This is a genomic window from Agromyces sp. NPDC058126 (assembly GCF_042884595.1).
Classification (GTDB): domain Bacteria; phylum Actinomycetota; class Actinomycetes; order Actinomycetales; family Microbacteriaceae; genus Agromyces.
The window spans coordinates 231,210-249,243 of the sequence record NZ_JBHVTS010000003.1; the positions used below are offsets into that span (position 1 = coordinate 231,210).

General features: G+C 70.8%; 14 protein-coding genes. 6 read left to right on the top strand and 8 right to left on the bottom strand.

Annotated features, from left to right (window positions below; all coding sequences use genetic code 11):
* Positions 1–6 precede the first annotated feature (6 nt).
* Positions 7–888 carry a 3-methyl-2-oxobutanoate hydroxymethyltransferase gene (gene panB / locus ACFVTR_RS10085; protein ID WP_387036961.1) on the bottom strand — a complete coding sequence of 294 codons (882 nt, stop codon included), beginning with the start codon at positions 886–888 and terminating at the stop codon, positions 7–9.
* Between the two features lie 99 nt (positions 889–987).
* Between panB and glnA (ACFVTR_RS10090) the strand changes: the two genes are divergently transcribed.
* The 3 genes from glnA (ACFVTR_RS10090) (at position 988) to ACFVTR_RS10100 (ending at position 5,944) form a co-directional block, all read left to right on the top strand.
* Entirely contained in the window at positions 988–2,325 is a 1,338-nt protein-coding gene (glnA, locus tag ACFVTR_RS10090) for a type I glutamate--ammonia ligase (RefSeq protein WP_157424467.1), read from the top strand.
* Between the two features lie 7 nt (positions 2,326–2,332).
* A complete protein-coding gene (locus ACFVTR_RS10095) occupies positions 2,333–5,347 on the top strand; it encodes a bifunctional [glutamine synthetase] adenylyltransferase/[glutamine synthetase]-adenylyl-L-tyrosine phosphorylase (protein WP_387036963.1) in 3,015 nt (1,004 codons plus the stop codon).
* 135 nt (positions 5,348–5,482) lie between these two features.
* Entirely contained in the window at positions 5,483–5,944 is a 462-nt protein-coding gene (locus ACFVTR_RS10100; protein ID WP_387036965.1) for a hypothetical protein, read from the top strand.
* Between the two features lie 132 nt (positions 5,945–6,076).
* On the opposite strand, the gene glnA (ACFVTR_RS10105) is transcribed toward ACFVTR_RS10100, so the two are convergent.
* Positions 6,077–7,501, bottom strand: a complete 1,425-nt coding sequence (gene glnA, locus ACFVTR_RS10105) for a type I glutamate--ammonia ligase (protein ID WP_376945062.1) — start codon at positions 7,499–7,501, stop codon at positions 6,077–6,079.
* A 137-nt stretch (positions 7,502–7,638) separates the two neighbouring features.
* On the opposite strand from glnA (ACFVTR_RS10105), the gene ACFVTR_RS10110 reads away from it, so the two are divergent.
* Positions 7,639–8,073, top strand: coding sequence for an RDD family protein (locus ACFVTR_RS10110; protein ID WP_387036967.1), 435 nt, complete (start codon positions 7,639–7,641; stop codon positions 8,071–8,073).
* A 101-nt stretch (positions 8,074–8,174) separates the two neighbouring features.
* On the opposite strand, the gene ACFVTR_RS10115 is transcribed toward ACFVTR_RS10110, so the two are convergent.
* From ACFVTR_RS10115 to lipB, 3 genes are all read right to left on the bottom strand, one after another.
* Positions 8,175–8,888, bottom strand: a complete 714-nt coding sequence (locus tag ACFVTR_RS10115; protein WP_387036968.1) for a DUF4191 domain-containing protein — start codon at positions 8,886–8,888, stop codon at positions 8,175–8,177.
* An 85-nt stretch (positions 8,889–8,973) separates the two neighbouring features.
* Positions 8,974–9,963 carry a lipoyl synthase gene (lipA, locus tag ACFVTR_RS10120; RefSeq protein WP_387036969.1) on the bottom strand — a complete coding sequence of 330 codons (990 nt, stop codon included), beginning with the start codon at positions 9,961–9,963 and terminating at the stop codon, positions 8,974–8,976.
* Positions 9,960–10,601 carry a lipoyl(octanoyl) transferase LipB gene (gene lipB / locus ACFVTR_RS10125; RefSeq protein WP_387036970.1) on the bottom strand — a complete coding sequence of 214 codons (642 nt, stop codon included), beginning with the start codon at positions 10,599–10,601 and terminating at the stop codon, positions 9,960–9,962. Before lipB ends, lipA begins: the two co-directional genes overlap by 4 nt.
* 107 nt (positions 10,602–10,708) lie before the next feature.
* Here lipB and ACFVTR_RS10130 point away from each other — a divergent pair, with 107 nt between their 5' ends.
* Positions 10,709–12,346, top strand: coding sequence for a hypothetical protein (locus ACFVTR_RS10130; RefSeq protein WP_387036972.1), 1,638 nt, complete (start codon positions 10,709–10,711; stop codon positions 12,344–12,346).
* Here the strand turns inward: ACFVTR_RS10130 and sucB are convergent.
* From sucB to ACFVTR_RS10145, 3 genes are all read right to left on the bottom strand, one after another.
* On the bottom strand, positions 12,343–13,821 hold the full coding sequence (gene sucB / locus ACFVTR_RS10135; protein WP_387036973.1) for a 2-oxoglutarate dehydrogenase, E2 component, dihydrolipoamide succinyltransferase: 1,479 nt from the start codon (positions 13,819–13,821) through the stop codon (positions 12,343–12,345). The two genes, ACFVTR_RS10130 and sucB, sit on opposite strands and share 4 nt — an antisense overlap.
* Positions 13,822–13,888: 67 nt before the next feature.
* Entirely contained in the window at positions 13,889–15,262 is a 1,374-nt protein-coding gene (lpdA, locus tag ACFVTR_RS10140; RefSeq protein ID WP_387036976.1) for a dihydrolipoyl dehydrogenase, read from the bottom strand.
* 97 nt (positions 15,263–15,359) lie between these two features.
* Positions 15,360–16,832, bottom strand: coding sequence for a leucyl aminopeptidase (locus ACFVTR_RS10145; RefSeq protein ID WP_387036978.1), 1,473 nt, complete (start codon positions 16,830–16,832; stop codon positions 15,360–15,362).
* 88 nt (positions 16,833–16,920) lie between these two features.
* Here ACFVTR_RS10145 and ACFVTR_RS10150 point away from each other — a divergent pair, with 88 nt between their 5' ends.
* Positions 16,921–17,847: a proteasome assembly chaperone family protein gene (locus ACFVTR_RS10150; protein ID WP_387036979.1), complete on the top strand. Its 927-nt coding sequence runs from the start codon at positions 16,921–16,923 to the stop codon at positions 17,845–17,847.
* Positions 17,848–18,034 lie beyond the last annotated feature (187 nt).

An 18,034-nucleotide genomic window follows, 5' to 3' on the forward strand; every position in this document is an offset into this window, starting at 1 on the left:
CGGGCGCTACTCGTACGAGTGCTCGGCGTTGGGGTAGCTGCCCGACTCGACGTCGTCGCGCCACGCCTTGGCGGCGTTCGCGAGGATGCCCGAGAGGTCGGCGTACTGCTTGACGAACTTCGGCACGCGCCCGATCGTGAGGCCCGCCCAGTCCGTCCAGACGAGCAGCTGACCATCGGTGTGCGGGCCTGCGCCGACGCTGATCGTGGGGATGTCGAGCAGCTCGGTGACCTGACGCGCCGCGTCGGCGGGCACCATCTCGAGCACGACGGCGAACGCGCCCGCGTCCTGCACGGCCTTCGCATCGGCGAGGAGCTGCTTGACGCCCTCGCCGCGCCCCTGGATGACGTGGCCGCCGAGGCCGTGCTCGCTCTGCGGGGTGTAGCCGATGTGCGCCATCACCGGGATGCCTGCGCCGACGATGCGGCGGATCTGCTTGTGGCTGCGCTCACCGCCCTCGAGCTTGACGGCGTGGGCGCCGGTCTCCTTCATGAAGCGCACCGCGGTGTGCAGTGCGTCCTCGGGGCCGTTCTCGTACGAGCCGAACGGCATGTCCGCGATGACGAACGCGCGCCGCACGGCGCCGGCGACGGCGCGGGTCAGCGGGATCAGGTCGTCGACGGTGACCGGGAGCGTCGTCTCGTAGCCGAGCACGTTGTTGCCGGCCGAGTCGCCGACGAGGAGGAAGTCGATGCCGGCCTCGTCGAAGATGCGGGCCGTGAGCTGGTCGTAGCTCGTGAGCCCCGTGATCTTGATGCCGTCGCGCTTCGCGTTCTGGAAATGCCGCGTGCGCACCCGCTTCGGGGCACCCGGCGTCGGCGCGCCCCCGTACGGGTTCTGCTCGACCGGCTGGTCGTCGGATGCTGCGGTCTGGGGCTCGCCTGACATGTCGCCATCCTCGCACACGCCGGTGAGGCATCCGCCCACGGAACGTCGCGGTGAAGGGAGTGCGAGCCAGTACTCTGGATGATGCGAGAGAGGGTGTGGATGGATAAGCAGCGTGACTTCGTTCTTCGCACGATCGAGGAGCGGGGCGTCAAGTTCGTCAGGCTCTGGTTCACCGACGTCGTCGGCACCCTGAAGTCGGTCGCGATCGCACCGGCCGAGGTCGAGGGCGCCTTCACCGAGGGCATCGGCTTCGACGGCTCCGCCATCGAGGGGCTCAGCCGCACCTTCGAGTCCGACCTCCTGGCCTATCCCGACCCGTCGACCTTCCAGACGCTCCCGTGGCGCGGCGACATCGACCCGACCGGGCGCATGTTCTGCGACATCACGACCCCCGACGGCGAGCCGGCCGTCGCCGATCCCCGCAACGTGCTCAAGCGCACGCTCGAGCGGGCGGCCGATCGCGGCTTCACGTTCTACACGCACCCCGAGATCGAGTTCTACCTGCTGCGCTCGTCGAAGTTCGGCGAAGACGGACCCATCCCCGTCGACTCGGCCGGCTACTTCGACAACGTGCCGGGCGGTACCGCGCACGACTTCCGTCGTCGTTCGGTGCGCATGCTCGAAGACCTCGGCATCTCGGTCGAGTTCAGCCACCACGAGGCGGGTCCCGGCCAGAACGAGATCGACCTCCGCTACGCCGACGCGCTGACGACGGCCGACAACATCATGACCTTCCGCACGGTCGTGAAGGAGGTGGCGATCGAGCAGGGCGTCTACGCGACGTTCATGCCGAAGCCGTTCTCGCAGTACCCGGGTTCGGGCATGCACACCCACCTGTCGCTCTTCGAGGGCGACACCAACGCCTTCTACGAGCCCGGCGCGCAGTACCAGCTCTCGAAGATCGGCCGCCACTTCATCGCCGGCCTGCTGCGGCACGCGAACGAGATCTCGGCCGTGACGAACCAGTTCGTGAACTCGTACAAGCGCCTCTGGGGCGGCGACGAGGCCCCGAGCTTCATCTGCTGGGGCCACAACAACCGCTCGGCGCTCGTGCGGGTGCCGCTCTACAAGCCCAACAAGGGCCAGAGCGCCCGCGTCGAGTACCGCGCCATCGACTCGGCGGCCAACCCCTACCTCGCCTTCTCGCTGCTGCTCGCGGCCGGCATGAAGGGCATCGAGGAGGGCTACGAGCTGCCGCCCGAGGCCGAGGACGACGTGTGGGCCCTCACCGACAGCGAACGACGTGCCCTCGGGTACAACCCGCTGCCGGCGAGCCTCGACCATGCGATCGAGTACATGGAGGGCTCGGAGCTCGTCGCCGAGACACTCGGCGAGCAGGTCTACAACTACGTGCTCGCGAACAAGCGGGCCGAATGGCGCGACTACCGTTCGCAGGTCACGCCGTTCGAGTTGCAGCGCAACCTCGAGATCCTCTGACCGCGACGTGTCTCGACAGGCTCCGACGCTCGGTCGGCTCGCGCGGGCGGGCTTCGATGATCTCGATCGGGCGGCGGCCGGCCTGAGCCGACTCGCCGAGGCGACGGGTCTCGACGGCGAAGCACTGCTCGAGGCGCTCGGCGCCGCGGCCGACCCCGACTCGGCCCTCGCCGAGCTCGAACGCCTCCACGATCGCGCCCCCACTGAAGTCGTCGCGGTGCTCGCCGAGCCCGCGGCGGCCGACCGGCTGGCACGGCTCGTGGGCGCCTCCCGCGGGCTCGCCGACTTCCTGAGCCGCCACCCCGCCGACATCGACCTGCTGCGCGCGCTGCCGATGCCGCCGCCCTCGTCCGCCGAGGCCCGCACCCTCCTCCTCGCCGCGGTCGACGAGTTGTCGGGCGCCGTCGCCGACGATCCCGACACGATCGCCGCCGCGATCCGCGCGCGCTACCGTCGGCTCCTCGCGGGCGTCGCGGTCTACGACCTCACGCGCCACGACGCGGTCGACGTCGTCGACGTCGTGGCCGCCGGTCTCGCCGACCTCGCGGGTGCGGCCCTCGACGCGGCGGTCGCCGGCGCACGTCGCATCGTGTCGCGCGCGGAGGGCGCGCCCGCCTCGCCCGGAAGGTATCCCGCAGCCGAGGTGGCCGCGACGCGGCTCGCGATCATCGGCATGGGCAAGGCCGGCGCCCGTGAACTGAACTACGTCAGCGACGTCGACGTGATCTTCGTCGCCGAGTCGGGCGACGAAGCGGTCGTGCCGACCCCGCGCGCCGTCGAGATCGCCACCCGTCTGGCCATGGTGGCGATGCGCCTCATCGGCGAGCACGGCATCGAGCCGCCGCTCTGGGAGGTCGACCCGAACCTGCGCCCCGAGGGCAAGGACGGGGCGCTCGTGCGCACCCTCGACTCGCACCTCCAGTACTACGAGCGCTGGGCGAAGAGCTGGGAGTTCCAGGCCCTGCTGAAGGCCCGCCCGCTCGCCGGCGATCTCGAGCTCGGCGCACGCTATGCGGCGGGCGTCGCGCCCATGGTCTGGTCGAGCTCGAGCCGCGAGGGCTTCGTCGAGTCGGTGCAGCGCATGCGCGAGCGGGTCACCGAGCACATCCCTGCCGACGAGGTCGACGTGCAGGTGAAGCTCGGCCCCGGGGGGCTCCGCGACATCGAGTTCACAGTGCAGCTGCTGCAGCTCGTGCACGGCGCGAGCGACGACTCGATCCGCCAGGGCGGCACCCTGCGCGCGCTCACCGCGCTGGCCGACGGCGGCTACGTCGGTCGTGAGGAGGCGGGGGAGTTCTCGCGCGACTATCGCGTGCTCCGGGTGCTCGAGCACCGACTGCAGCTCGAGCGCCTGCGCCGCACCCACCTCATGCCCCGCGACGCCGATCGGCTGCGCGTGCTCGCCAGGGCCTCGGGCCTCGGCCGCGACGCCGCCGAGCTCACGAGGGTCTGGCAGTCGACCAGGCAGCGCGTGCGCGGGCTCCACCAGCGGCTCTTCTACCGCCCGCTCCTCTCCGCGGTCGCGGCGCTGCCCGCGTCGGGCCTCGAGCTCACGAGCGCGCAGGCCGAGGCCCGCCTCGCCGCGATCGGGTTCCGCGATCCGCGCGGGGCGCTCGCGCACATCGCCGCCCTGACCTCGGGGCTCTCGCGTCGCGCGACGATCCAGCGGCACCTCATGCCCGTGCTGATCTCCTGGTTCGCCGAGGGCACCGATCCCGACTTCGGACTGCTCTCGTTCCGGCGCCTGAGCGACACGCTCGGCACGACGCACTGGTACCTCCGGCTCCTGCGCGACTCCTCGGACGCCGCGCTCCGCCTCACCCGCGTGCTCTCGGGCTCGCGCTATGCGGCCGAACTCCTTGAGCGCGCCCCCGAAGCGGTCGCCTGGCTCGAAGACGTCGAGGAGCTGCGGCCGCGCTCGCTCGCGGCCCTGCAGGACGAGACCAGCGCTGTGCTCCGGCGCCATGGCGAGACCGACGATGCGGCAAAGATCTTCCGCGCCATCCGGCGTCGCGAGATGCTGCGTCTCGCCCTCGCGGGCATCCTCGACGTCTGCACCGTCGAAGAGCTGGGCCACGGACTCAGCGACCTCACCGAGAACCACATCGCCGCGCTCGTGTCCGCGATCCGCGGCGACGAGCCCGACGGCATCGAGTTCGCCGTGATCGGCATGGGGCGGTTCGGCGGGCGCGAGCTCGGCATCGGCTCCGACGCCGACATCATCTACGTGTACCGCTCGCAGGGGGCCGAAGCCGACGCCGCGCACTCGCGCGCCCTCCGCATCGTGAGCGAGCTCGTGCGCCTCTCCGAGGACGCGCGGCTGCCCTTCGACCTCGATGCCGACCTCCGGCCCGAGGGGCGCAACGGCGTGGTCGCCCGCTCGCTCGACGCCTATCGCGCCTACTACTCCCGCTGGTCGCTGACGTGGGAGGCGCAGGCGCTCCTGCGCGCCCGCGGCGTCGCCGGCGACGCGGCGCTCGTCGCCGACTTCACCGAGCTGGCCGACACCGTGCGCTACCCGCGCGAGATCGCCGAGCAGGCGGTGCGCGAGGTCAAGCGCATCAAGGCCCGCGTCGAGAACGAGCGCCTGCCGCAGGGCGCCGACCCCACCCGTCACCTGAAGCTCGGACGGGGTTCGATCTCCGACGTCGAGTGGTTCGTGCAGCTCGTGCAGTTGCAGCACGCCGCCGAGATCACCGCGCTCCGCACGACGTCGACGCTCGGGGCCCTCGAGGCCGCGACCGAGGCGGGGCTCGTCGAGTCCGACGACGCCGAGACGCTGCGGGCCGCGTGGGTGTTCGCCTCGCGCGCCCGATCGGCGTTGACGCTCTGGCTCGACCGCACGACCGACGTGCTGCCCGTCGAGCGCTCGCAGCTCGAGGGCGTCGCCCGCATCATGGGATATCCCGCCGGTTCGGCCACCCAGCTCGAGCACGACTACCTGCAGCTCACGCGCCGTGCCCGTGCCGTGTTCGATCGAGGCTTCTACGGTCTCGAGCCGAAGCGCGAACCCACCGTCTGACCCTCGCCACGAGCGTCGGTGCGGATGCCACGGGGCCGACCCCGTGGCTTCCGCGACCCCCATTGGCTCGCCGAGCCCGATCGCCCCGAGAAGGGGTCGTGCACGCCGAACGGCCCGTCGATAGGCTCGCAGCAAATGTCAGACATCACCGGTGCCATCGCCCTCGTCATCTCCATCGCCGCATTCGGATTCACGCTGCTCTCCTTCGCCCTGCAACGGGCGAAGGACCGCCGAGACCTCTTCCTCAGCATGCATCGGGCACTCATCGAACCCGACCTGCAGGAAGGGCGCCGACGCCTCAACGCGCTCGACGAGAGCCGACTGGGCTCCATTCAGGACGACGACCTCGACGGCTACCAGCAGATCAACCGCTCGCTCGCGATGTTCGACATCTTCGCGATGTACGTCAATCGGCGGTACATCAGCGAGGAGCTCGCACTCGAGGAGTGGGGCGACGTCCTGGCGCGCACCTGGACGAAGGCCGAGCCGTTCATCGAAGCACGAGGCGAGCGCTTCGGACACCGTCCGTGGCCGCATCTCAGGGCGTTCGGCCCGAGAGCGGCCGCGTGGGCCGCGAAGCACCGCGCGACCGCCTAGCGGCTCCGCGGCTGCGGGTGCGGGTGCAGCCGCGCCCGCCGCCCACGCGCTCGCACGTCGCGCACAACGACGGAAGGGCCGCCCCGCTCGCGCGGGACGGCCCTTCCTGGGCAGCAGGGGGCTGCGGGTGGATCAGACGCCGTAGTAGAGCTCGAACTCGAACGGGTGCGGGCGCTGAGCGAGGGGCTTCAGCTCCTTCTCGCGCTTGTAGTCGATCCAGGTCTCGATGAGCTCCTTGGTGAACACGCCGCCCTCGAGGAGGAAGTCGTGGTCGGCCTCGAGCGCGTCGAGCGCGGCGTCGAGCGAACCCGGGAGCTGCGGGATGGCCTTGGCCTCCTCGGGCGGGAGCTCGTAGAGGTCCTTGTCGACGGGCTCGTGCGGCTCGATGCGGTTCTTGATGCCGTCGAGGCCGGCCATGAGCTGCGCGGCGAAGGCGAGGTACGGGTTCGACGCGCCGTCGGGCACGCGGAACTCGATGCGCTTGGCCTTCGGGTTGGTGCCGGTGATCGGAATGCGGATGCACGCCGAGCGGTTGCCGGCCGAGTACACGAGGTTGACGGGAGCCTCGAAGCCGGGAACGAGGCGGCGGAAGGAGTTGACGCTCGGGTTGGTGAAGGCGAGCACGGCCGGGGCGTGCTTGAGCAGGCCGCCGATGTACCAGCGAGCGAGATCGGAGAGCCCGCCGTAGCCCGCCTCGTCGTAGAACAGCGGCTTGCCGTCGTTCCAGAGCGACTGGTGGGTGTGCATGCCCGACCCGTTGTCGCCGAAGAGGGGCTTCGGCATGAAGGTCGCCGTCTTGCCCCACTGGTCGGCGGTGTTCTTCACGATGTACTTGAACTTCAGGATGTCGTCGGCCGCGTGCACCATCGTGTCGAAGCGGTAGTTGATCTCCTGCTGTCCGCCGGTGCCCACCTCGTGGTGCGAACGCTCGAGCTGGAAACCCGCCTCGATGAGCTTGAGCGAGATGTCGTCGCGCAGGTCCGCCGTCTTGTCGACCGGGCTGACGGGGAAGTAGCCACCCTTGAAGGGCGTCTTGTTGCCGAGGTTGCCGCCCTCTTCCGCGCGGCCGCTGTTCCAGGCGCCCTCTTCGGAGTCGACCGAGTAGAAGCTCGAGTGCTGGTTGATCTCGTAGCGCACGTCGTCGAAGATGTAGAACTCCGCCTCGGGGGCGAAGTACGCGGTGTCGGCGATGCCGGTCGAGGCGAGGTACTTCTCGGCCTTCTTGGCGACCTGGCGCGGGTCCTTCGCGTAGATCTCGCCGTTGCGCGGGTTGTAGATGTCGAAGACCATGACGAGCGTGCGCTCGGCACGGAACTGGTCGACGTACGCGGTCGTCACGTCGGGGATGAGCTGCATGTCCGACTCGTGGATGTTCGCGAAGCCGCGGATCGAGGAGCCGTCGAAGAGCTGACCGACCGTGAAGAACTCCTCGTCGACCGTCGAGGCCGGGATGTTGAAGTGCTGCTGCACGCCCGGGAGGTCGGTGAAGCGGATGTCGAGGAACTTGACATCCGTCTCCTTGATGAACTTGAGCACTTCGGACGAATCGGTGAACATGTTTCGGCGTCTCCAAGGGGGCGGGTAGCGGAACGGTCTTGCACAGCCACGAGCGACGCTATCCGCGCGCCGTTTCCCGACCATGACCGGAATGTTTCGGCCATGTTACGCCAGCACGGCTTCGGTAGAATCATCAGGTGCCCGACGCGAAACCTCAGACATTCGGCGATCTCGACCCGAGCCGGTGGCCCGGCGAACGACTCGGACTCCCCGACGAGGGGCGTGGTTCGGTCGCCCGTGCGGGCCGGCGAATCCTCGCCCTGCTCGTCGACTGGGGCAGCGCGATGCTGCTCTCGCTGCTCGTGACGCCCTACGAATCGGTCGCCTACACGTGGGTCACCCCGCTCGTCTTCGCGGTGCTGCAGATCGTCTTCATCCCGACCATCGGCGGCAGCATCGGGCACCGCCTGTTCGGCATGCACGTCGTTGCCGTCGAGGGCGGCTGGGTCGGCTTCGTCCGGCCGATCGTGCGAACCGGCCTCCTGCTCCTCGTGATCCCCGCGCTCGTGTGGGACTCCGACCAGCGCGGCTTCCACGACAAGGTCGCCCGCACGGTGCTCATCCGCTCGTAGTCGCCGGCGGGGCATCCGGGCCCTGAACGACGAACGGGCCCTGAACGACGAACGCGGCACCCGTCGAATCGAGACGGATGCCGCGTGGCCGAAGTGTGCGCTCAGCGCATCTTGCCGCGCTGCGGCCGCGCCTTCATGGGGTCGATGCCCTTCGGGATCGGCAGTGCCGTCTGGAGGGAGTTCAGTCGGTTCGAGACCGCGAGCACCTCGGGCTTCGTGAGCGCCTTCTTCGTCTTGCGCAGGGTCGCGGCGAGACGGTACAGCTCAATGGAACCCTCGTCGTGCCCGACCGAGATGAGCGTGATGGGCACGTTCGGGAGCACTCGCGCGACCTTGCGCTGCTCGTCGTCGAGCATGCGCTGGGTGCGGGAGACCGGGCCCTCGCTGATGAGTGCGACACCGCCCTTGCCGACGGCGCGGTACACCGCGTCCTGGGTCTTGCCGTTGACCGCGACGGGCATCTCGTTGCCGACCCAGCTGCCGCGCAGACCGCTGCGGAGCACGGCGCCTACGGCGCCCGGCTGGCCGTCGATCTGCGAGTACGCGGCGCGCTCGGCACGGCGCCCGAGCACCAGGAGCGCGAGGAGGAGGCCGGCGAGGACGCCGGCGACGATCCAGAGCGCGATGGTGAAGCCGTTGCCCTCGCCGAGCCACAGCGCGAGCGCCAGGCCGACGACGATCGGACCGAGGAACGCCAGGAGCATCAGCCACTGCGCGGTCGAGTCGTAGCGGCGGGTCATCTGGAAGACCTGCCACATCTGCTTGAGGCGGCCGGGCTCCTTCTGAGCCTTCGATGCGTCCTTGGTGCGTGCCATGGTTCCTAGGATACCGGCGGCGGGGGCCTGCTCGGACCGCGTGGGACATCGCGGTCCGAGCAGGTGGTACCGGTTCGCGATCGGATCAGCCGACGGCCTGAGCGAACCCGAGCGACGCGTCGGCGAGGTGCGCGAGCTCGGTCGGGAGTTCGCGGCCCTTCGCCCGCATCGACTGGGCCCAGAGGCGGCCCGCCCGGTAGGACGAGCGCACCAGCGGGCCCGCGAGCACGCCGAGGAAGCCGATCTCCTCGGCCTCCGCCTTGATCTCGAGGAACTCCTCGGGACGAACCCAGCGCGCCACCGGCAGGTGGCGCGGGCTCGGACGCAGGTACTGGGTCACCGTGATGATGTCGGTGCCCGCGTCATGGAGGTCGCGCAGGGCCTGGGAGACCTCCTCGCGCTCCTCGCCCATGCCGAGGATGAGGTTCGACTTGGTGATGAGGCCGGCGTCGCGACCCTGGGTGATCACGTCGAGCGACCGCTCGTAGCGGAATGCCGGGCGGATGCGCTTGAAGATGCGCGGCACCGTCTCGACGTTGTGTGCGAAGACCTCGGGCCGTGCGGAGAACACCTCGCCGAGGAGTTCGGGCACGCCGTTGAAGTCGGGCACGAGGATCTCCACGCCGGTGCCGGGCGACTGCCGATGGATCTCGCGGATCGTCTCGGCGTAGAGCCACGCGCCGCCGTCGGCAAGGTCGTCGCGGGCGACGCCCGTGACCGTCGAATAGCGCAGCTGCATCCGCACGACCGATTCTCCGACCCGGCGCGGCTCGTCGGCGTCGAAGTCGGCCGGCTTGCCGGTGTCGATCTGGCAGAAGTCGCAGCGCCTCGTGCACTGCGAACCGCCGATGAGGAAGGTCGCTTCGCGGTCCTCCCAGCACTCGTAGATGTTCGGGCAGCCGGCCTCCTGGCAGACCGTGTGCAGTTCCTCGCTCTTCACGAGCGACTGCAGGGCACGGTACTCGGGACCCATCTTCGCCCGGGTCTTGATCCACTCGGGCTTGCGTTCGATGGGCGTCTGGGCGTTGCGGACTTCGAGGCGCAGCAGTCTGCGCCCCTCGGGGACGGTGCTCACGCGGCCAGCGCCCGCTCGAACTCGAGGCGGAGGCGTGCGCTGACGGCGTCGACGAGGTCGGCCGGCGTCACCGTTCGTCCGAGCTCGCGGCTGATCGTGGTGATCCCCGCGTCGCGGATGCCGCAGGCGACGATCTTCTCGTACGGCTCGAGCGAGTTCGAGCAGTTGAGGGCGAACCCGTGCATCGTGACGCCGTCGGCGACGCGGATGCCGATGGCGGCGATCTTGTTCTCACCGCCCTCGGGGCCGACCCAGACGCCCGAGCGGCCGTCGACACGGCGACCGTCGACACCGACGCCGTGGAGCACGTCGATGAGGACGCCCTCGAGCTGTCGGACGTAGCCGACCACGTCGACCGGTTCGGTGAGATGGATGATCGGGTACCCCACGAGCTGACCCGGCCCGTGCCAGGTGATCTTGCCGCCGCGATCGACGTCGATGACGGGGGTGCCGTCGTCGGGTCGCTCATCGGGAGCGGTGCGCTTCCCGGCGGTGTAGACGGAGGGGTGCTCCAGGAGGAGGACGGTGTCGGGGCGTTCGCCCGCGACGACCGCGCGATGGACGGCGCGCTGAAGGTCGAGACCCTCGATGTACGGCACGGAGTTGGCGCTTAGCCCCGTGACGACGATGTCGAGCATTCGGCCAGTCTAGGCGACTCGTCCTCCCCAGAGGGCATGGCTTCCGCCGTCGCCCCGATCCGCCCGTTGGATCGATGCGGGTGCGCGCCGTCGACGAGAGTTCGGGGATGAGACGACACTCGCGCCGCCGACCGACCCCGGCCACGCCACCGCAGACGGGTTCGGGCTCGGGCGCCGTTTCGGTGCCACCGACCCACGCCGATGGCGACCGCGCGGTCGTCTCGGGCTATCGCCTGCTGCGGCGCCTGGCGACGGGCGATCGTGCCGCGATCTACCTCGCGAGCAGCCTCCACCCGGCCGAGGCCGAGTCGCCGCGCGCGGTGGTCGCCGTGCGCATCTACGAGGCGGGTGGCGACGACGCGCGCGTCGCCGGCGAGATCTCGGCGATGACGGCGGATGCCACGGGCACGCTGCCTGCGCTCATCGATGTCACGGCACTCGACGACGGGCGCTGCGTGCTGGCCGTCGAACGGATCGCCGGGCCGACGCTCGCACGCCTGCTGACGGAGCGGGCCCTCGAACCGGGTGAGGCCGTCACGCTGCTCGCTCCCATCGCGGTCGCCGTCGCCGGGCTGGCCGAAGCGGGCTACGTGCACACGAGACTCGCGCCGAACGACGTGCTCATCGACGGGGTCGGTCGCCCGAGGCTGATCGGACTCGGCGCGATCCGGCGGCTCGACGAGGTCTCGAGCGCGATCGAACGCACCGAGCTGCTCCGTGCGGGCCATGCGGTGCTGGCAGAGCTCGTCGCGGCAGTGGCGGAGGCGACACGCCCCGTGGGCAGCCTCGACCGGGCAGTCGCGGCGATCGGCGACGCGGCCGCCGCTAGGCCGTTCGTCCGCAGCGAGGCGCTGCTGGAGCGTACGCTGTTCGAGTCGGCCGCCGCCTCGCCGCTGCGCGGGGTTCGCGTGACGGGCCAGCCCGGGGCGATTCCCGCGCGCGTGGCCGATCCGCTGGGCACAGCCGGGCCTGTGGGGGAGCGGGGCCGCTTCGATCAGGGCGACACGACGCCGGGACACGACGCCCAGCGGTCACCCCGTCGCGGGCTGCTCGGCACCCTGGCGGCGCTCGCCCAGGTGCCGGCCGACGCGTTCGAGCACGGGGCGAGCCTCGCGGACGTCGACCCCGTTCCGTCGCTCGCCTCGCGGCTGCGGCGGGCCCTGCTCGCGCGCCGCCGCACCGTGCTCGTCGCGGGCCTGGCGGGCGGTGCCGCGCTGGTGCTGCTGCTGACGCTCGTGCCGCCCGCCGGCGAGCAGGCCGCGGGCGACGGCGGGAGCGCCACTGGAGCGGGCGTCGCACCCGCCGACCCCGGCGGGGACGTCGAGGAGGCAGACGGGAGTGAGGTGGCCGTCGAGGGTGACGACCGCGGTGCGACCCCGGAGGGCGAGACGGTCGATGCGGCGCCTGAACCCGACCGCGGTGCGGTCGAGGATTCGGTCGAGGCGGCCGCGGCGCTGCTCGCGCTCCGGCAGGACTGCTTCGACGCGCTCGACGCGGCGTGCCTCGCGCAGGTCGATCAGACGGGTTCGGCGATCGAGCGGGCCGACCTCGCGCTGCTGTCCGGCGCGCGCGAGGGAGCGGACATCGAGCCGGCGGGCTACGCCCTCGACGCCCTCGAAATCACCGCTGCGATGGGGGATGCCGTGCTCGTGCGGGTGCCGTACGCCGACCCCGAACGCGAACCGGCCTCGCTCCTCGTGATGAGGAGCGAGGCCGGTTGGCGTCTTCGAGAGCTCTTCGACTAGATGCCGAGGTCGGCGTCGAACGCACCCTCTTCGAGACGGTCCTTGACTGCCGTGAGGAAGCGGGCGGCGTCGGCGCCGTCGATGATGCGGTGGTCGTACGACAGGGCGAGGTAGACCATCGAGCGCACGGCGATCGCGTCGGCGCCGTCCTGGCTCACGACGACCGGGCGCTTGACGACGATGCCGGTGCCGAGGATCGCGGACTGCGGCAGGAACACGACGGGCGTGTCGAACAGCGCGCCGCGCGAACCGGTGTTCGTGAGGGTGAACGTGCCGCCGGCGAGCTCGTCGGGCTTCAGCTGGTTGTTGCGCGTGCGGTCGGCGAGGTCGGCGATCTGCGCGGCGAGGCCGGCGATGTCGAGCTCACCCGCGTTGCGGATGACCGGCGTGAGCAGGCCGCGCTCGGTGTCGACCGCGATGCTCATGTTCTCCTGCGCCGGGTAGACGATGCTGTCGCCGTCGACCGTCGAGTTGATGATCGGGTACGCGCGCAGCGCCTCGGCGGCAGCCAGGGCGAAGAACGGCAGGAACGAGAGCTTGTTGCCGGTCTTCGCGAGGAAGTCGCCCTTGACGCGGTCGCGGAACCGCGCGACGCGGGTCACGTCGACCTCGACGACCGTCGTGAGCTGCGCCGTGGACGTCATCGAGACGACCGCGCGCTCGGCGACGACCTTGCGCAGACGCGTCATCGGCACGGTGGTGCCGCGCAGCGGGGAGGTCTCGAGCGGCGTGCGCACCGCCGGGGTGGCGGCGGCAGCGGCGGGTGCCGCGTGAGCCGAGATCACGTCCTGCTTGCGGATGCGACCGCCGACACCGGTGCCGGTGACGCTGGCGAGGTCGACGCCCTGCTCGTTCGCGAGCTTGCGCACGATCGGGGTGACGTAGCCCGAGGGGCCGGCGTGGGCGCCGCCGGTGGGCGCGGGAGCCGCAGCCGCAGCGGGTGCGGCCGGGGCTGCCGGAGCCGGAGCGGCCTCGGGTGCGGCCACCGGTGCCGGCGCAGCGGCGGGAGCCGCCGGTGCGACGGGCTCGGGTGCAGCGGCCGGTGCTGCCGGTGCCGGAGCGGGCTCGGGTGCAGCGGCCGGTGCTGCCGGAGCGACGGGCTCGGGTGCGGCGGCGGGAGCTGCCGGTGCGACGGGCTCGGGTGCAGGCGGTGCCGCGACCGGCTCGGCGGCCGGTGCCTCGGCGGGCGCGGGCGCAGCTGCCTCGGGGGCGGCGGCCTCGGGTGCCGCAGCACCGGAGCCGTCGCCGATCGTCACGAGCGCGGTACCGACCTCGACGGTCTCGTCCTCCTGGACGAGGATCGCCTCGATGACACCCGCGACGGGCGACGGGATCTCGGTGTCGACCTTGTCGGTCGAGACCTCGAGCAGCGGCTCGTCGACCTCGACACGGTCGCCGACATTCTTCAGCCAGCGGGTGACCGTGCCTTCAGTGACACTCTCACCGAGTGCCGGGAGGCTGACGGATTCGCTCATGCGCTTGTCTCCTTCACAGCGTGGGAACGCTTTCTAGCTTATTGCAGTCGTTGGGCGGGCAGCGGGCTCAGATGGCGTGCAGCGGCTTGCCGGCGAGCTTCAGCACGGCCTCGCCGAAGGCCTCGGCCTGCGTCGGGTGCGCGTGGATGAACGGGGCGATGTCCTCGGGGTACGCCTCCCAGTTCACGGCCAGCTGGGCCTCGGCGATGAGCTCGCCGACTCGGCCGCCGATCATGTGCACGCCGACGATGGGGCCGTCGTTCACGCGCACGACCTTCACCGAGCCGCCGGTGCCGAGGATGCTCGACTTGCCGTTGCCCGCGAGGTTGTAGTCGTACGAGCTGATCTGCTCGGCGCCGAACTTCTCCGCGGCCTTGGCCTCGGTGTAGCCGACCGAGGCGATCTCGGGCTCGCAGTAAGTGATCTTCGGGACGTTCACGTCCTCGACGACGATCGGGTTCAGGCCCGCGATCTCCTCGGCGACGAAGATGCCCTGCTGGTAGCTGCGGTGTGCAAGCTGGAGGCCGGGGACGATGTCGCCGACGGCGTAGACGCCGGGGACGTTCGTGGCGAGGCGCTCGTTCGTCAACACGAAGCCGCGATCCATCGTGATGCCGGTCTCTTCGAAGCCGAGACCCTGGGTCGAGGGGCCGCGGCCGACGGCGACGAGCAGCAGCTCGGCCTCGTAGCTCTGGCCGTTCTCGAGGGTGATGACGACGCCCTGCTCGTCCTGCGTGACGCCCTGGAAGCGAACGCCGAGCGAGAACTCGATGCCGCGCTTGCGGAACGCGCGCTCGAGCTGCTTGGAAATCGACTCCTCCTCGTTCGGGACGAGGTGGGGGAGCGCTTCGATGATGGTCACCTCGGCGCCGAACGAGCGCCAGACGCTCGCGAACTCGACGCCGATGACGCCGCCGCCGAGCACCGCGACCTTCTTCGGCACGAAGTCGAGCTCGAGCGCCTGCTCGCTCGTGATGACGCGACCGCCGATCTCGAGGCCGGGCAGCGACCGCGAGTAGGAGCCGGTGGCCAGCACGACGTTCTTGCCGACGTAGCGGTCGTCGCCGACCTGCACCGTGTTGGCGGCGACGAGGCGGCCCTCGCCCTCGACCACGGGGATGCCGCGAGCCTTGAGGAGGCCCTGCAGGCCCTTCCACTTGCTGGCGACGATGCCCTCGCGGTACGCGGAGACGCCGTTGATGTCGATGCCCTCGTAGGCGGTCTTCACGCCGTACTTCGCCGCGTCCTTCGAGACCTCGGCGACTTCGGCCGCGTGCAGCAGCGCCTTCGTCGGGATGCAGCCGCGGTGGAGACAGGTGCCGCCGAGCTTGTCCTTCTCGATCACCACCGCGGTGAGTCCGAGTTCGACGGCGCGGATCGCAGCGGCATAACCCGCGCTTCCTCCGCCGAGGACGACCATGTCAAAGTTCTGCTCGGACAACCGCAATCTCCCTTGCGCATCTGATCTGCGTCATGGACCGCCGCCGGCGTGTCGCCGCGGCAGGCATATGGGCGACGTTCTCGCCCATATGACCTTACTACTTGGCGGAGAGCTCCTCGCCCAGTGCGACGAGGGTGCGGACGGCCGCTCCGGTGGCGCCCGTCCCGGTGAATCCCCACCCGGCTCCGCCGTTGTGACCGGGGCCGGCGATGTCGAGGTGCGCCCACGGGATCCGCTTCTCAGAGCCGTCCTGCTTCCCGACGAACTGCTGCAGGAAGACGCCCGCGAGCAGCATGCCGGGCACGGTCATGCCGAGCTTCGTGTTCATGAGGTCGGCCACGTCGGACTTGAGGAGGGGCAGCAGGTCCGCGGGCAGCGGCATCGGCCAGGTGGTCTCGTCGACGGCGTCGGCGACGGCGCGGACCCGGGCGACGAGCTCGTCGTCGCCCATGAGCCCCGTGATGCGGTGGCCCAGCGCGACGACCTGGGCGCCGGTCAGCGTCGCGACGTCGATGATGGCGTCGGGCTGCTCCTCGCTCGCGGCGACGAGTGCGTCGGCGAGCACGAGCCGGCCTTCGGCGTCGGTGTTCACGACCTCGACGGTCTTGCCGCCCCGGATCCGCAGGACGTCGTTCGGCCGGATCGCCGTGCCGGAGGGCATGTTCTCGGCGAGGCACAGCCAGCCGGTGACCCGGATCGGCAGACCGAGCTCCGCGATCGCGACGATCGAGGAGAGCACGGCCGCGGCGCCCGCCATGTCGGTCTTCATGCCGACCATCGATGCCATCGGCTTCAGCGAGAGGCCGCCCGAGTCGAAGGTGATGCCCTTGCCGATGAAGGCGACATGGGTGGATGCCCCGTCGGGAGCCCATTCGAGGCGCACGAGCCGGGGACCCCGGCTGGAGCCCTGCCCGACGCCGGCGATGCCGCCGAACCCGTCGCCCGCGAGCGCGGCCTCATCCCAGACCTTGCTCGTCACGCCGACCGCGGTCGCGGCCTCGACGGCGAGCGCGGCGAAGGTCTCGGGGTAGAGCTCCGAGGGCGAGGCGTTGACCAGGTCCTTCGTGCGCGCGACCGCGGCGACGACCGAGCGGACCCGCTCCAGGCCGATCTCACCCGCGGCGAACCCGCTGTGCAGCGCGATCCGCGCGACCGGGGGCTTCGCGTCGCCGCGGTACTCGTTGTACGCGTACGCACCGAGGGCCGCGCCCTCGAGGAGTGCCGCGGCCACCCCCGCGTCGTCGACGGCCGCGGCGATCGCGACCGACTCGGTGGAGCTGAGGCGGCGGACGGCGGAGCCCGCGGCACGGCGGACGCTCGCGGCATCCGCCTGCTCGCCGGCGCCGACGACCGCGACCACGCGGGCGCCGCCCTCGTGACCGGGGATCCGCGTGAGCTCCTCGCTCGCGCCGGTCGCGCCGAGCGCGACGAGCTGGGGGACGACCCACTCGAATCCGTCGGCGGCGATCAGCTCGGGACCGTCCGCACCCTTCGTTGCGACGAGCAGCGCGACGTCGACGTCGGCGTCGGCTGCGGGTGAGGAGGTGACGGAGAGCGTGGGAACGGTCATGACTCCCGATGGTACGTGTTCGCTCTGGGCATGAACGCCCGACGCCGGGTTCGGGAGGCCCCCCGAGCAGCGTCACTAGGCTGGAATCATGCGCGATCCCCGCTCCCTCTTCGAGTTGAACGCCGATGTGTCGGTGCCGCCGGGCCTGCCGCTCGTCGCGGGCCTGACCGGTTCCGCCGATGCGGGCGGGGCGGTCGCGCAGACGACCGAGTACCTGCGGGAGACGCTCGACACGACCGTCGTCGCGACGTTCGACATCGACGAGCTCCTCGACTACCGTGCCCGCCGCCCGATCATCCTCTTCGAGGGCGATCACCTGAGCGACTACACCCCGCCGCGGCTGGCGCTCGAGCTCGCGCACGACGAGCTCGGTCGCCCGTTCCTCCTGCTCACCGGCTTCGAGCCCGACTTCCGGTGGGAGCAGTTCAGCGCCGCGGTGCTGTTGCTCGTCGACGAGTTCCAGGTCTCCTCGACGACCTGGGTGAACTCCATCCCCATGCCGGTGCCGCACACCAGGCCCATCCGGGTCACCGTGAGCGGCAACCGCGAGGAGCTCATCGAGACGATGTCGGTGTGGCGGCCGACGACGCAGGTGCCGTCGAACGCCTTGCACCTCATCGAGTACCGCCTGGTCGAGCTCGGCCATCCGACGACTGGATTCGTCCTCCTGATCCCGCACTACCTCGCCGACGCCGAGTACCCGTCGGCGGCCGTGGCCGCACTCGAGGCGATCAGCGCGGCGACGGGCCGCATCTTCCCGACCGACGCGCTGCGCGAGCAGGGCCGCGAGTTCCTCGGGCGCATCGACGAGCAGGTGGGCGAGAACGGCGAGCTCGCGAAGCTCGTCGGCACGTTGGAGGAGCGCCACGACGCCTACATGGAGGGCACGACGCTGCGGTCGCCGCTCACCGACGAGGACGGCGAGCTGCCGAGCGCCGACGAGATCGCCGCCGAGCTCGAGAAGTTCCTCGCGTTCCGCCGATCGCGCGACGACGAACCGCCGCGCGCGGGCTGACGAGCAAGGAATTCCCGGGCGCCGCCCGGCGTTGACCACTGGTGAACGCCGGGGTGTCGCATGTGCGTGCACGCGGCTGCGGAGCTGTATAATTAAGGCAGGACCCGTTCGGGTCCGCGGGCACGATCGAGGTCGTGTCATCACGCGGACTTGACATGGGTCCTCATAGTGTCCGAAAACGACCGGA